The organism is Bifidobacterium sp. LH_491, from assembly GCF_056356495.1.
Map to the genome: position 1 here is coordinate 1390841 of NZ_JBKEUI010000001.1, position 14974 is coordinate 1405814.

The 14974-nt window shown below is 58.7% G+C and carries 16 protein-coding genes; 4 read left to right on the top strand and 12 right to left on the bottom strand.

Going from position 1 to position 14974, the window contains the following annotated elements; genetic code table 11:
- Window positions 1-48: 48 nt before the first annotated feature.
- The 4 genes from AC1AWK_RS05395 to AC1AWK_RS05410 all read right to left on the bottom strand — a co-directional run bounded on the left by AC1AWK_RS05395 (window position 49) and on the right by AC1AWK_RS05410 (window position 2915).
- Complete coding sequence (locus AC1AWK_RS05395; protein WP_476568777.1) at window positions 49-654, bottom strand: AbrB family transcriptional regulator; 606 nt, start codon at window positions 652-654, stop codon at window positions 49-51.
- Window positions 655-660: 6 nt separating this feature from the next.
- Entirely contained in the window at window positions 661-1179 is a 519-nt protein-coding gene (locus AC1AWK_RS05400; RefSeq protein ID WP_476568779.1) for a low molecular weight protein-tyrosine-phosphatase, read from the bottom strand.
- A gap of 142 nt (window positions 1180-1321) precedes the next feature.
- Window positions 1322-1993, bottom strand: a complete 672-nt coding sequence (locus AC1AWK_RS05405; RefSeq protein ID WP_476568781.1) for a dihydrofolate reductase — start codon at window positions 1991-1993, stop codon at window positions 1322-1324.
- A 49-nt stretch (window positions 1994-2042) separates the two neighbouring features.
- Window positions 2043-2915, bottom strand: coding sequence for a thymidylate synthase (locus AC1AWK_RS05410; protein ID WP_476568782.1), 873 nt, complete (start codon window positions 2913-2915; stop codon window positions 2043-2045).
- Window positions 2916-3040: 125 nt separating this feature from the next.
- Between AC1AWK_RS05410 and AC1AWK_RS05415 the strand changes: the two genes are divergently transcribed.
- The gene (locus AC1AWK_RS05415) at window positions 3041-3454 is read left to right on the top strand and encodes an OsmC family protein (RefSeq protein ID WP_476568784.1); all 414 of its coding nucleotides are present in this window, start codon (window positions 3041-3043) and stop codon (window positions 3452-3454) included.
- A gap of 140 nt (window positions 3455-3594) precedes the next feature.
- Here the strand turns inward: AC1AWK_RS05415 and AC1AWK_RS05420 are convergent, their stop codons facing one another.
- The 3 genes from AC1AWK_RS05420 to AC1AWK_RS05430 form a co-directional block, all read right to left on the bottom strand.
- Window positions 3595-4638 (bottom strand): universal stress protein, encoded by a 1044-nt coding sequence (locus tag AC1AWK_RS05420; RefSeq protein WP_476568786.1) that lies wholly within the window; start codon window positions 4636-4638, stop codon window positions 3595-3597.
- 166 nt (window positions 4639-4804) lie between these two features.
- Window positions 4805-5539: a C40 family peptidase gene (locus tag AC1AWK_RS05425; RefSeq protein ID WP_476569637.1), complete on the bottom strand. Its 735-nt coding sequence runs from the start codon at window positions 5537-5539 to the stop codon at window positions 4805-4807.
- A 203-nt stretch (window positions 5540-5742) separates the two neighbouring features.
- Window positions 5743-6705 (bottom strand): CHAP domain-containing protein, encoded by a 963-nt coding sequence (locus AC1AWK_RS05430; protein WP_476568788.1) that lies wholly within the window; start codon window positions 6703-6705, stop codon window positions 5743-5745.
- 318 nt (window positions 6706-7023) lie between these two features.
- Between AC1AWK_RS05430 and serC the strand changes: the two genes are divergently transcribed.
- Together serC and AC1AWK_RS05440 are read left to right on the top strand one after the other, a co-directional pair.
- Window positions 7024-8196 (top strand): phosphoserine transaminase, encoded by a 1173-nt coding sequence (gene serC, locus AC1AWK_RS05435; RefSeq protein WP_476568790.1) that lies wholly within the window; start codon window positions 7024-7026, stop codon window positions 8194-8196.
- Window positions 8197-8232: 36 nt separating this feature from the next.
- A complete protein-coding gene (locus AC1AWK_RS05440) occupies window positions 8233-8487 on the top strand; it encodes a DUF2530 domain-containing protein (protein ID WP_476568792.1) in 255 nt (84 codons plus the stop codon).
- A 92-nt stretch (window positions 8488-8579) separates the two neighbouring features.
- On the opposite strand, the gene AC1AWK_RS05445 is transcribed toward AC1AWK_RS05440, so the two are convergent.
- Window positions 8580-9869, bottom strand: coding sequence for a sensor histidine kinase (locus AC1AWK_RS05445; protein WP_476568794.1), 1290 nt, complete (start codon window positions 9867-9869; stop codon window positions 8580-8582).
- 198 nt (window positions 9870-10067) lie between these two features.
- Here AC1AWK_RS05445 and phoU point away from each other — a divergent pair, with 198 nt between their 5' ends.
- A complete protein-coding gene (gene phoU, locus AC1AWK_RS05450; RefSeq protein WP_476568796.1) occupies window positions 10068-10748 on the top strand; it encodes a phosphate signaling complex protein PhoU in 681 nt (226 codons plus the stop codon).
- Window positions 10749-10928: 180 nt separating this feature from the next.
- Here phoU and AC1AWK_RS05455 read toward each other — a convergent pair whose 3' ends face one another.
- The 4 genes from AC1AWK_RS05455 to AC1AWK_RS05470 form a co-directional block, all read right to left on the bottom strand.
- Window positions 10929-11669, bottom strand: coding sequence for a phosphoglyceromutase (locus AC1AWK_RS05455; RefSeq protein ID WP_476568798.1), 741 nt, complete (start codon window positions 11667-11669; stop codon window positions 10929-10931).
- A gap of 112 nt (window positions 11670-11781) precedes the next feature.
- Window positions 11782-12882, bottom strand: a complete 1101-nt coding sequence (locus AC1AWK_RS05460) for a UbiA family prenyltransferase (protein ID WP_476568800.1) — start codon at window positions 12880-12882, stop codon at window positions 11782-11784.
- Window positions 12879-13526, bottom strand: coding sequence for an IMPACT family protein (locus tag AC1AWK_RS05465; RefSeq protein ID WP_476569639.1), 648 nt, complete (start codon window positions 13524-13526; stop codon window positions 12879-12881). The genes AC1AWK_RS05460 and AC1AWK_RS05465 overlap by 4 nt, the downstream gene beginning before the upstream one ends.
- Window positions 13527-13891: 365 nt before the next feature.
- Window positions 13892-14854 carry an L-lactate dehydrogenase gene (locus tag AC1AWK_RS05470; protein WP_476568802.1) on the bottom strand — a complete coding sequence of 321 codons (963 nt, stop codon included), beginning with the start codon at window positions 14852-14854 and terminating at the stop codon, window positions 13892-13894.
- Window positions 14855-14974 lie beyond the last annotated feature (120 nt).

Consider the following 14974-nt stretch of genomic DNA (forward strand, 5'->3'; position numbering starts at 1 on the left):
AAATCGCCGTAAGGACGCGCTCCTTTTTGACAACGTATGCAGATAAATTCACGACTCCATACGGCACTGCGCCGCATGAGCAACATCATCCGATGCATCCTGCGCCAACACAGCCAACGTCTGTGCATCCGTATTCGGGTTCAACGCCACGGCACGACGCACCATTGCCGACAACACGCTCGGTGCATCCGGTTCTGTCTCAACTCCCAACTTCGCCAAAAACGCCAGCGTGTCAGCATCGCAATCCGTCGACTGCGCCCCCTCAAGGCGCATCTTCCATGAGGTGCGAGGATTGCGCAACGCCGCGGACCGCACCTGCGGGTCAGCATCTTTGGTCAACCGCCCCACCAGCCAGTTTTTGTCATCCTCGTTGCCGGCCACCGCGCAACGCACCTGCGGATCGGCATCCCGAGACAACTTCACCAGCACATTCGGAAACGGCATGGTCTTGGCCAGCATAATGCGGTCTTCCACCGGTGTATGCACATTGCCCGCCACCGCCTCCAACAATGCGGTGGCACGGGAAAACGCCGCTTGCTCGGAACGGTCAGGCAGCGTGCGACATGCAAATTCATGCAACTGCGCAACATCTTCGGAATGGCGAAGACGCTCATACGTCGCCGTCAACGGCTCTCCCTCATGATCCTGCGCCATGCCCGTTCACTCCTGTTCCAGCTGCTGCTCAACCCAATCAACAATATATGGCGCAGCCTGTTCGATCTGGTCAATCGCAACCTCAAACTCATGAGTACCGCCATACCACGGGTCAGCCAAATCCAACGCGGCGGCATCCTCACCGTGGAGGGGCTTGACCTGCGGATCAAAGCTGCGGTACATCTTCACCGCATCACGACGGGACGCCGGCAGCTGACGCAACAACGCGCGCATATGCGACACCGTCATGGGCAGGAACACATCCGTCTGCTCAATTTCATCGGCACCAATACGATGCGCAAAATGATGCGACGGAATCTCATATCCACGCTCCCGCAACACCCGTACCGCACGCCGATCAATCGGATTGCCATATTCCTCATCGCTCACGCCACTCGATTGCACCCGCACGCGGTCGGACAGTCCACGCCGCTCAACCTCCGTACGCAGCACAATCTCCGCCATCGGCGAACGGCAAATATTACCGGTGCACACCGTCATAATCGTCCAAGGATAATCCCTCATGACCATGCCTTTCTCTGTCTGAGACCCGTCCGTCATTGCCTATCCAACTGTGTGCTGCCATCAATAGCGACGTCGTGCGCCTTGCGGCGGTGACGCCATGAGCCGACTCAACAACAGCCCAAGACCGCCATAGTGCCATAGCCTATGCGGCATCATGATGCACGCGAGCATACGTGACAAAACGATACGCACGAATATTCGGTTCCTCATGAGCGGGAACCTCCCACTGGCCTTCCTCCACCAGCTCCCAAGCACCCTGCCGCACCAAGTCATCGATATCCGGCGCATACGTATCGGCATCCACCCGAGCATCAATCTGCGTGACAAACGCCTTGTCCGCGAACGGCAACACCTGACGGAACAACTCGCCGCCACCGATCACCCAAATCTCGCCGCGATCCATGCCGTCGTCAGGAATCGCCTCCTGACGCGCCAAATCAAGTGCATCTTCAAGATCATCGACCACCGTGGCACCGGGCGCGGCAAACATATGATTGCGCGACACCACGATATTGTCACGATTCGGCAGCGGGCGAAAACGCGCGTCCAACGACTCCCACGTACGCCGTCCCATAATCACCGGGTGCGACACCGTAAGCTCCTTGAAACGCCGCATATCCTCAGCCAAATGCCACGGCATGCCGCCCCGAAAACCCAACACGCCCGCGCGACCGTCATTGTCGAACGCCTGCGCCCAAATCACATTCACGGAAAACGTCTTGGGAAAATCGTCTCCCCAATCCTCGCTCTCCTCCAGCCCGGCTACCCCGGGCACGGGTTCGTGATAGCCACTACGGCTACTGTCATGCTCCATTTCATTCACTCCTTGGAAATTGACTGCTTGAGGAAGTTTACTGGACACCTCAGACCGCGATAGGGGCCTTGATGGTGGGATGATGCCGGTAATCCACTATCGCAAAATCATCGTAGTCATAAGTGAACAACGAGTCGGCCTTGCGAATCTCAATCGTCGGATACGGATACGGCTCCCGCGACAACTGCTCCAACACCTGCTCGACATGGTTGTCATAAATATGGCAATCGCCCCCCGTCCATACGAACTCCCCGGGCTCAAGCCCGGCCTGCTGCGCCATCATCAACGTCAACAGCGAATACGACGCGATGTTGAACGGCACACCCAGGAACATATCACAAGAACGCTGATACAGCTGACAGGACAGCTTGCCATCCGCCACATAAAACTGGAACAAGGCATGGCACGGCGGCAACGCCATATACTCCACTTCGGCAGGATTCCACGCACTGACCACCATACGACGCGAGTCAGGATGATGCTTGATCAAATCAAGCACATTCGTGATCTGGTCGATGGTCCTATTCGGATCCTGCGGTGTGGGAGCAGGCCAGCTACGCCACTGCACGCCATACACCGGGCCCAAATTGCCGTCCTCGTCGGCCCACTCATCCCAAATATGCACATTGTGCTCCTGCAGCCAGCGCACATTGTTCGACCCCTTGAGGAACCACAGCAGCTCATAGGCCACCCCCTTGAAAAACACGGTTTTGGTGGTGAGCAGCGGATACGAATTCGACAAATCAAACCGCATCTGGCGGCCGAACAACGAAATCGTGCCCGTGCCCGTGCGATCCGACTTCAACGTACCCTCGAGAAGAATGGTACGCAGCATATCCTCATAGGGCGTCGGCACATCGCTGTGCGGACGCTCGGGAATGCGGGAACGGATATCGGCAAGTTGGTCATCAGTCAAAGCCATGAGTACCAGCATAACAAAGTCACCAACCAGCGTGTTCATCCCGTGCCAAAGCGGGCACCACCCTGCGGTAGATTGAACATAACGCCGCAATCAGCGGCAACACCGCAAGCAATAAGGAGGCATCAATGGGCAAGCGACTGTGGGTGGAGCGCGACGACCAAGGCACGTGGCACGCCTACCGCGAAGATGGCGCACATCTGGTCTTCGGCAAAGGCCCGGGCGAGTTCAATCCAGGCGACCTCATGAAAATCGCCCTCGCCGGATGCGCGGCGCTTTCCAGCCAAACCGCCATCGAACAGGTATTGGGAGATAACCGCGGCGCACGTATCATCGTCGACGGCACCTATGACCCCGATGCCAACGGATACCTAAACTTCGGCGAACAGATGGTGGTGGACGCCAGCGACGCCACACTCAGCGACGAGCAAGTCGACGAACTACGCGAACGCATCACCCGGCACGTCGACAAAGCCTGCACGGTAAAACACACCTACGAAACCGTTACACCGGTTCGCATGAACATCACTATCAGCCGATAGCGCAAAACGCGTACATACACCCATTTATCAGATTCCTCGCATAGACAAGGCGGGCACTCCCCCACCGGGACCGCCCTCCTTGTCGCAATCTCATCGAATAGTGGCACGGCTATGCCGACAACGCCATCCGACCGGCCTGTTCACTGCCCATCATGCAATGGGTCGATTGTCGATTCGATATGCGCAGCTTGGCTGGCATCGGCCTTCGGCACTGATACCTGCTGCACGCCCGTAATATCGTCCAATGGCTTCGTCGGTACCTCAGCCGGCGACGACGGCACGGTATCCAGTCGAGACTCGGCGGCCTCCACATACTTACGCGGCACCACATACACCGGCGTCACCGCATGCTGCAGCAGACCTTGGCTCGTCGACCCCAACAACAGCCCCGTAAAGCCACCGCGACCCCGAGAGCCCACCACAACCACATCATGGTCATAGCTGGCCTTGGTCAACGTATCCACCGCTGAACCAGGCACCACCGACTTACGCACCACCAGCTCCGGATGCGACTCCATAATCGGCTTGATCCGGGTTTCCAAATCCTCCATGTACGAGTCCATCACGCCCTTGTCGCCATCGACGCCCTGAACGTGCGGCACCGCCGAAATGACATCCAGCTGCGCGCCCCAAGCATCGGCGAAATCAGCAGCGATCTGCAAGGCTTTCAAGCCCCACTTCGATTCGTCCGAACCAACGGCGACCTTGGTAATCGTATTGTTCAAATGCATGAGGTTGCCATCGTCGTCGGTGTACGGTACCACTACAATCGGGCAATACGCATACGCAGGCAGACTTGAACTCGTCGTACCCAAAAGTCGCTCGGCCAAGCCGCCTTTGCCACGGTTGCCAATCACAATGAGATTGTAATTGCGCGACAATTCCACGAACACCGAGGCCGGATCGCCGGTAACAATCAGCGTCGTCGCCTGCACGCCCTGACCGTCGGCGATGGCCTTGGCCTTGGACAAAATCTCCTGCGCATCACTATGCGCCGCATTGTCGTCACCCATCACCGTATACGTGGCATCGAACGACACCGCCGCATAGCTGGGCAAGGAATACGCGCAGATAATCTGCAGCGTCAACCCTGCATGTTTCGCATAATTCGCCGCCCACCATGTCGCCTTGTAACTGGCATTGGAGCCATCCACACCGACCAATATCGCCTTGTCCTGAATCATGGTGACCTCCTTGAGGATCCGACGACGCTACACGCATCGTTCCGTGTGTCCACCTTACCGCGATTCAGACCGTACACACGCGCAACGCTGCCACAAGGTAGCCATACGTTGGGCGAGTCTCCCCTACATGTCGTATATTCAGCGCCGACATATAGCGATGTGAGTACTACAGCACCCGACGAATCGCATAACTGCCGTGGAACACCCACGACACCGGGGAATACATAGTGCCACCCATCTGCGCGTTGACCACCATGCCATTGCCCACATAAATCGCCGCATGCTCCGCATTCGCCACGATATCACCTGGCTGCGCCTGGTCCAGACTCGCCACAGCAGTGCCCACAGTCGCCTGACCACTCGACGAATGCGGCAACGTGATCCCCATAGATGCGTACACATACTGAACGAATCCCGAACAATCCCAACCAGCCGTAGTCGATCCACCCCAACGATATGGAACCTTGCCCACAAACTGATCGGCATATGCGAGCAACGCCGCAACTGACTGACCATCAGGAGGAGTTTCCGTAAACGATTGCGACTGCTGCACAGCGTCACGCTGCGCAGAACGGCTGGCCGCAGCCTGCTGTTCCTGTTCGAGCCGGGCTTGCTCCTGCTCCTCTTGCGCGGCCTGACGCGCAGCCTCGTCGCGTTCCGCCTGCGATTGCGTCTGCGGCACATCCAACTGCTCGACCCCGCCCCAATCAGCCTGGTCATCAACACTAGTAGACGTGGACTCCGCCGTAATATCCCGACGAACCACATTGGCTTTCGGGAAAGACCGTGCAGATGCCAACGTCTGCGGGACATCAGCCAACGCAACCGGCACTATGCCAGCGCCAAGCAAAACCGCAATCAGCGCCACAACCAACATGATGCGCAAACGTAACGTGTCCATCACCAGACAACTGTAGCATGACGACATCGCGCTTAAGGAAATATACCATCATCCGGACACACCATGTCATCTAGCTGAGACATATTGCAGTGGCGCAATCAGGATGATACGGATAAGGAGGCGTCATGCGACACACCGTTATACATTAAGCTCCACACACCACGGCGCCGATAAGCCGACGGCATTAGCAACACCGCCGCTAATCAGTAATGAATGAACTGGAAATCGCTTGTGTTGGTATACGTGCGAGAATACGTCTTGCCCTGCATGGACTCGCCACACTCAGAGGTAACGATGGAACCATCAGGATTAATCTTTTCGACGATTGCCACATGACCATAGAAGGGATCGGAACCGGCTTGACCGGCGGCAAACACCATGATGTCACCCACATGACGCGGTGTATTGTCCACCCAATAGCCCAGAGAACGAGCAGTGCGTGCCCACATAGCGCCATTGCCCATATGCGAACCAACTGGCAATCCCAGCTGATGGCGGCGCACATAGACCCACCACGTGCACTGACTGAACTCATAAGCGTTGCCGACATCGCCCGTAGCGTGATTCGGGTCAAAGCCTTGCGGCAACAATGAAGAATCTTGCTCGACCAACGACGCTACCTGTGGATTATCCGCCAATGAACGAGAAAGCTGATCGACGTCAGCCACCATGTTGGAATCACCCAACTGCCAATCACCTTGGCTAGACGTGGACGACTGCTGCGACTGTTCTGTTTGCGTCTGAGACGACAACGCCGTACGTTCCTCGGAACGTGACACGCTGCTGCCCGCACCAATCGCCTGCATCTGCGTAGTCGTCGTGGCATCATCGGCAACAGCCAGCGAAGCCACCCCCTGTTGATTGGCCAGCGACACCGTCGTTGCCGCAGTACCCACCAATGCCGCCAAGGACGCCGACGCCAACAACAACGAACGCCGCTCAGCGGCACGAGCTGCCTGACGCATGGAACGACGAGTTAACGGAGCCACCTCATTGAGCTTAGCCGCCAACGCAGCATCAATGTCCGACATGACGGTACGCCCCTGCGCCAACTGCGCCATACGCACCGAACCGGCACGGTGAGAGCCCTTGCCAGAAGCAAACAGCGCCGCCGGATCAAAGGGTCGCCTGGAAGCTTTTGCTGCTTTATGGGCACCATGCTTCATGCTGAGGTCACTCCTTGTGGGACGACATAATGTACACAGCGCGCGAATCAGCCCCGCCGATTCAACGCAACACAATTACCCTACCGTCTGACATGCCCAGAGGCAACCACCACCGCGCCCAACACTGAACGGTCGTCCACCGGCCAGATAGGACACAAACACTACGGACCATGCGGTAAACCACCCCCACGGTAAGTTCCCTCAATCAACTGTATATTCTGTAGCGGCCGGGCGTGTCGACAAAACTTCCGTCATCGCTCGCGCTCATAGCGTGAAACATTCGACGCATAGTGTGAGTTCTCCGATAAGCTGGTCATCATGAGCCAGGACATCGTTATCCCACCGAATCTACTGCCCACGGATGGCCGATTCGGTTCGGGCCCCAGTCTTATTCGTACCGAACAAATGGATGAGCTGCGCCAATGCGCCACGACCGTATTGGGCACTTCACACCGCCAAAGCGGAGTACGCCATGTGGTCGGCGACATCCGGGAAGGACTGCGCGAACTGTTCGCCGTCCCCGACGGCTACGAAGTGGTGCTGGGCAACGGAGGCGCCACCGCGTTCTGGGACATCATCTGCTGCAATCTCATCACCCGGCGCGCCGCATGTGGCGTCTACGGCTCATTCAGCGCCGGACTTGCCGACGCCATACGCCACACCCCATTCCTGCACGAGCCCATCATCAACCAAGCACCGGCCGGAAGCTACACACTGCCGCAATACCACCCCGATGTGGACGCCTACTGCTGGGCGCACAACGAAACCTCAACCGGCGTGCAAGCCCCCGTCACCCGCATCCCCGGCAGCGAGCGACAAGCGGCACTGACCATCATCGACGCCACCAGCGCCGCCGCAGCGCTGCCCGTAAACCTACACGAGGCCGACGTCTACTATTGCTCGCCGCAAAAAGCCCTCGGATCCGACGGCGGACTATGGCTGTCCATACTCTCCCCAGCCGCCATCGAACGAGCCAACGCCATCGCCGCCAGCACCCGGCTCGAAGGCGCACGACGATGGATCCCCGGATTCCTCTCCCTTACCGACGCCATCGCCCAAAGCCGCAAGGACCAAACCCGCAATACCCCGGCCATCGCCACACTTATTCTGCTACGCAGCCAGCTACAGTGGCTGAACGACCACGGTGGGCTCACCTGGGCGGTTTCGCGCTGCCAACGGTCGGCCGATACGCTCTACCAATGGGCCGAACGCAGCGACTACGCCTCACCTTTCGTCACCGATCCACACGCGCGTTCGCAGGCCGTCGTCACCATCGATCTTGACGAACGATTGAGCGCCGACACCATCGTGCGCATCATGCAACGCCACGGCATCGTCGACATCGCCGGATATCGCAAACTGGGCCGCAACCAATTGCGCATCGGCGTATTCCCCTCCGTAGACCCCGACAATGTGCGCGCGCTCACCCATTGCATCGACTACGTCGCCGAGCGATGCCTCGACAACGGCAACACAGCATCGCACGCATAACCCCATCTGGACACGGCACGCGCTACAGTTAGAGCCATGAAGTTCGCCCCGATTATCGATCCCAACGTGCGCAAACCAGCTCCCAAGCCGGTACGCGTCGACCTGCGGATCGTCTTCGGCATCGGTACGGCGCTGTGGGCAATTGCCGCCGTCATCTGCGTCATCGCCGCATGGATGGGAGCGAACACACTCAAAGCCTGCGTAGTATGCGTAACCGGCGTGATTATCGGACTGCTCCTGTTGCTCTGGGAATACTTCGACCGCTGGGACTACCGCCGGCTGGGCTTATAAACTCCGACAAATACGGCCGCATCGCACCATTCCCCTCGCCACACCAGCGTGTGGTGTGGCGACTTGTCATCCGATAATGCTCACGCTGCCCACTATCGAGCGGCAGGCAACGTCAAGCTAAACGTACTGCCCTGCCCGGGAGCACTCCACACGCCCACCGAACCATGATGGGTAAGCGCCACATGCTTGACGATGGCCAGCCCCAAGCCAATACCATCCTGCGTGCGATCGGTTTGGTTGCGGCCACGGTAGAAGCGTTCAAAAATACGTTCCTGTTCGTCACGGGAGATCCCCACGCCACGGTCAATCACCCGTATCACCACGCCGTCGCCCGCAGGCGTAGCGGCAGCCGTCAATGCAACCTGCATGCCAGGCGACGAATACCACAAGGCATTGCGCACCATTTTCTCCACTGCCACGCCAATCTGCCCGGCATCGCCATGCACGGTCAATCCCTCATCGGCGCCCACCTGCACCGTCACCTGTGCCGACTCGGCTTCCGGCTGCAATCGCTGAGCCACCCGCTCCAACTGCTCCGCTACCGTCACGCGATTGTTCGCCGACGGCTCCACCGGTGCCTGCGCTTTCATCAGCAGCAGCAAATCAGCCACCATATGCTCCATGTGGGCGCACGAGCGACGCACCTGCAGGGCATCACGGCGGATCGCCTCACGATCATCCATATCCCCGCACTCCAGCGCATCAGCCAAATGACGCAATGCCTGGGTGGGCTTGAGCAACTGCTGTGACACATTCTCGATAAAGGCATCGCGCACCTGCCCGAAACGAATCCCCTCGCTGACATCATCAATCAACACCACGATCCAACGTCGCCCCATACGCCCCACCGTCACCCGCAGCCAATTGGGACGCGACACCATGCTCATGCCTTCCTCGACACGGTGTTCCTCACCACTATGGGCCTGCGAGCTGGAAGGCAAAAACTGCTCCGGCGTCATGGTCTGCAACTCGCAATGCCGACGCCCGCCATACTCGCGCACCTCGTGAATAGCGGCGAGCACTTCCTTGTTGACAATCTCATCATCGCGCATCAAACCAAGTCGATACGCCTCAGGATTGGCCCGCACCACCTCGTTGGCAGGCCCCACCACCAACGAGGCCGTCGGCAATAGCGCCAGCAACGCGGCCGTGGTATCATCCACGTCATCGTCACCATCCCCCCCATCGTCCTCATCGCGCTGAGACCCACGACGATGCACCCATGCCGACAACGATTCCCCCACTGTCACGCCGCCAAGCAAACGCGATACCACGGGCTGCACACGATCCCACACCATGAATCCCACAGCAAGCACCACGGCAAAGCCCACAATGCCAAAAGCCACGAAAATCATCACCGATGACGCATGAATCGATTCCATACGGCTCATTGTCGCATATTACCGACCCGACACGCGTTGTTATCGCTCCCCATGCAATAGGCAAAGTGAACATGGCGTGAATGCCGCAAGAATTTTCAACGGCTATTTTCGCACAACCCGCCAAGTCACCTGCAAAAAACCAATAAACCGCATACACTGGTATGCATTGCACACCATCCATGTAGGAAAGGCACAGACATGCGCGCTATTTTCAATGAAGAACTCAAGGCCGTCGCCGATGACCTCGACCGTATGGTTCAGGACGTGCGCACTGCCATCAACGGCGCCGGCAAGGCGCTGCTCCACTGTGATCTTGAGGCAGCGCAGGCTGTCATCGAGGGCGACATCGAAATCGATGCCCTCGAAGCCAGCATCACCGATCAGTGCGTCAAACTGCTCGCCAAGCAGAACCCGGTCGCCACAGATCTGCGTGTAGTGGTCTCCACCATGCGCCTAGCCTCCACTTTCGAGCGCATGGGCGATTTGGCCAGGCATATCGCCGAAGCCGCGCGACGCACATACCCACAGCCCTCGATTCCCGAAGAAGCCAATGAGCTGTTTACCAATATGTACGACTTCCTCGCGGTAATGGCCGATCGTATGGAACTCATGCTTGCCGAGCGTGACACCAAAACCGCCGAGCAGGTCATTATCGATGACGATCAGCTGGATCATCTGCACCATCGCATCTTCGACATGGTGCTATCCGATTCATGGAGCGGCACCAAGCAACAACTCATCGACGTGGTGCTGCTCAGCCGCTTCATGGAACGCATGGGCGACCACGCCGTATCCGCGGCACGCCGCGTGGTGTACATCGTCTCCGGCTTCGACCCGACCAAGGAGCCGACGCGCGACGAGGGCACCGATATCGACTGATGCGTTTGCCGGGACTGTCCCACGGCCAAGGACGCCCCGTTACATTGGCATATAACGCAAGAACGGGAAGTCACCACAGTGGCTTCCCGTTCTTGTTATGCGCGGCCATGCCTTCACACAGCAACACCCCGAGTCGGTGTGTGCCTCACGCTTGTTGCCGGGCACACACCGACATTCGACTCACTTCTGGCCCTGAGCGGCCACAGCGGCGGCACCGGCGGCGGCGGCCTCAGGATCGAGGTATTCGCCACGAGGCTTGATCGGCTTGAAGTTCTCATCCAACTCGTACAGCAGCGGGATGGCGGTAGGAATGTTGACCTTGGCGATCTCCTCCTCCGACAGGCCGTCCAGCATCTTCACGATGGCACGCAAGCTGTTGCCGTGAGCGGCGATCATCACCGTCTTGCCAGCCTTGAGCTGCGGAATGATGGCGGACTCCCAGTACGGGGTCACACGCTCGACCACGTTTGCCAAGGCCTCGGTTTCCGGCACCGGCTCACCCGCGTAACGCGGATCGCCGTTCTGGGCGTACTCATCGTTCGGATCGATTTCCGGCGGCGGGGTCGCGTAGGAACGACGCCAGATCATAAACTTCTCGTCGCCGTATTCCTCACGAATCTCGGTCTTATTCTTGCCCTGCAGCGCACCGTAATGACGCTCGTTCAGACGCCAGTTGCGCTCCACCGGAATCCACAGACGATCGGCAGCATCCAGCGCGATGTTCGCCGTGTTGATCGCACGACGCAGCAGCGACGTGAACACGATGTCAGGAAGAACGTTCTTCTCCTTGAGCAGCTCGCCGCCACGCTTGGCTTCCTCGACGCCCTGCTCGGTCAGCGGGACATCCACCCAGCCGGTGAATTGATTGGTTTTATTCCATGCGCTCTGACCATGTCGGAGCAATACTAGTTTGTAAGTCATGCCCTTCAGTCTAGGCCGGGCAAGGGACGAACCGCATGATTGCTAGCGCAGACTCACACCAACGGATACTCCCATTACACACACGCGAACACCTACTCACGCCCCTACAGGCCTATACCGTCACCAGCGTCCATGTGACCACCACCAGCAACGGCAACACACCCGCGCAGGCCAGTGCACCGGCATATCGATTCTCCAGCATGGCCGCACGCAATCGCTGCAGCCCTGTCAACACCGCAGCCAGTGGCACCATCATCACCGACAGACGCACCACCACCGACCACCAGCCCGGCAATGCCATCCGAACTGCAGTAGCCTCTGATACCCCGAAAATATCCAACGCCGTAGCCGTCAACACCAATGTCACCAATATCATCATCAACGCCACTTGGGTGACCATCATCAACCCCATCGCCCATGAGACCCCATACCGTGTTGCCAAGGTATGTTTGCCATGAGCCTCATCCGAGCCCACATCACGAATATTGTTCACCAGCATCAGCAACACGGCAGGAAAACCCGCCGACAACGACGCCAACGCCAGCATCGCGGCCGTTCTCCAACCACCATACTCGAGCACCGGCCAGCCAACCAACGCATACGCGGTACCGCATACCGCCACCGGACCGAATACCAGCAACACCGCCACTTCCCCACAGGCATGATAACCATAAGGATGTTTGCCCCCGGTGTACCCCCACGCCGCCAGCACACACGCCAGGCCAAGCAGCAGCAATCCCCAGCGTACACTGGCCAACGTCACAACAACACCCGTCAGCGATGCCACCGCCGCCGCCATGACTCCCGCACGTCTCACCGCACGGACAGGCACTCCAGACGCCACCAATCGAGCTGGCGCCTCCATCCCTTCGCCACCCGGCGAAGCCACCCGATGATCATCCAGTCCGCGTGCACCATCATCGGCGTCATTGAACAGATTCGCGGCAATCTGCAAACCACATGCCACCACAGCGCACCCCAACGACACCGCAATCCACCATAGAGGTGAGCATAGCGGCGCCTGCACAGTCAAGCCGCCAGCACCACCACCGGAGTCAGCACCAGCGCTGACCACCGGCCGACAGATCAGCCAGGCCGCGCACACACCCAAACATACGCTGGAGAACGACACCGACAGCGTGCGCAGTCGCATACCCCGCAACCAGACACGCCAAGACACGTCATTCCTACCATCCATCACATCGTGATTCATGACGCTTCCACCGGTACGGGCCGAGCCACCACACCCAACGGCTGGGGCGTCACCGACGCATGGAACCCCTCGCGCACTTTGCGTACAAACATGTCAGCCGCCGCCATCGGCACCGACACCGTCAGCTCCACATCGGCACCATACGATACCGCCTCCTGCACGCCATCAACGGAGGCCACCACATACTGCATCGACCCCAATTGCGCATAATCCAACGACAGTCGATATTGCTGGCACGGTACAATCAACGCCTTATGTGCCGCTTTAAGCGCCACCGCAGCGCCGGTGGCATACGCGCGAATCAACCCGCCGGAGCCCAACAACACCCCGCCGAAATATCGTGTCACCGCCACCACGCAATCGGTAAGCTCCTGAGCTCGAAGCACGTCCAAAATCGGCTTGCCAGCCGTACCGGATGGCTCACCGTCATCGCTCATGCGTTCGGACAAGGCGCCATCCGCACCACCGCAAATCGCCGCATACGCCACATGCCGCGCTTTGGGATGCATCTGACGAATCGTCTCCACCACTTCCAACGCCTCCCCCAGCGTCGCAATATGGCAGGCGTCTCCGATAAACTCCGATTTGCGTTCCACAAACGCATCATGCGCCGGATGGGCGGCATCCTCCGTCAACGTCCACATCATCATCCTCCCACATAGTCCCCATCCAGCCTAACCGATATCGGCCTTGCCCCGCGCCGCCGAAACCGCGACACACCCAACAAGGATGTCCCGATATCCACCGCGGCACAAGCCCCATCCGTAATAATGCTGATTGGAGACGGAAGGACAACGGCGTGCTTCCGGCTCCACTTTTAGACACCACGGCTTGCCCGCAACCAGTGGATCCATACGCACGAAACGCCCTACAGTACCCGAACATAAGACTCGACTTTACTACGACAAGGCGGGCACGACCCTGTGATCGCACCCGCCTTGAGCGGCATCCTAGGATTATCGCCCGACGCCGATTCCGCACGCCGGAAATACGAAGTCGTCAGCCGTGCTTAGAAACCGAACTTTGCCGCGGTTTCCTTCAACGTCTCCGCCGAACGCTTCAACGCCGCCAGCTCCTTATCCGACACCGGCGTGTTGATACGCGAGTTCACGCCGGAACGGTTGATCAGCGTCGGCACAGACATGCACACGTCGGAAATGCCATGGAAATCATCCAAGAGCGAGGACACCGGCAAAATGCGGTTGGTGTCACGCATGACGGCTTCGATGATATCCACGCCAGACATGGCGATGGCGTAGTTCGTCGCACCCTTGCCGTTGATGATGCGGTACGCAGCGTTCTTGACTTCCTGATGGATTTCCTCACGCTTGGCGGCATCCAGCGGTTGATGGCCCGGCAACTCCTTCCAATCGCACATGGGTACGCCACCGATGGTGGCGGACTCCCACAGCGGCACTTCGGAGTCGCCGTGCTCGCCGGCAATGTAGGCGTGCACGTTCTTGACGTTCACACCGGTCTGCTGCGCGATCAAGAAGCGTAGACGAGCCGAATCCAAGTTGGTGCCCGAGCCGAACATCTGGTTCGACGGCAAGCCCGAAAGCTTGAGGGACACATGGGTAACCACGTCAACCGGATTGGTGATGAGCATATAAATCGCGTTCGGCGCGACGTTCACCACATTCGGGATGATGGACTTCATGATATTGATGGTCGCTCCCGCCAAGTCAAGACGGGTCTGCCCGGGCTGCTGGCGAGCGCCGGCGGTGATAACCACCATGTCGGCGTCACGGCAGATTTCGACATCGTCGGAACCGGCGATGGAAACGGTGGGATAGAAGCTGGAGCCGTGCTGCATATCGAGCACTTCGGCCTCCACACGTTCCTTGGCAATGTCCTGCAGGACAATCTGACGGGCGAGGCCGCGCTGGGCGGCAGCGAACGCCAGTGTGGAACCGACTGCGCCGGCACCGATAATCGCAAGTTTTGTGGGTTTAATTGGTGAATCCACCATAGTGTTTGAACCTCTCTACACACACATGCCCGTCCCTTGACGGGTATCACGATACACGCCCTTCTACTGTACCGAGATACATTGACCCACACAACCTCGCAGCGCGTAGTGCAATGTGGA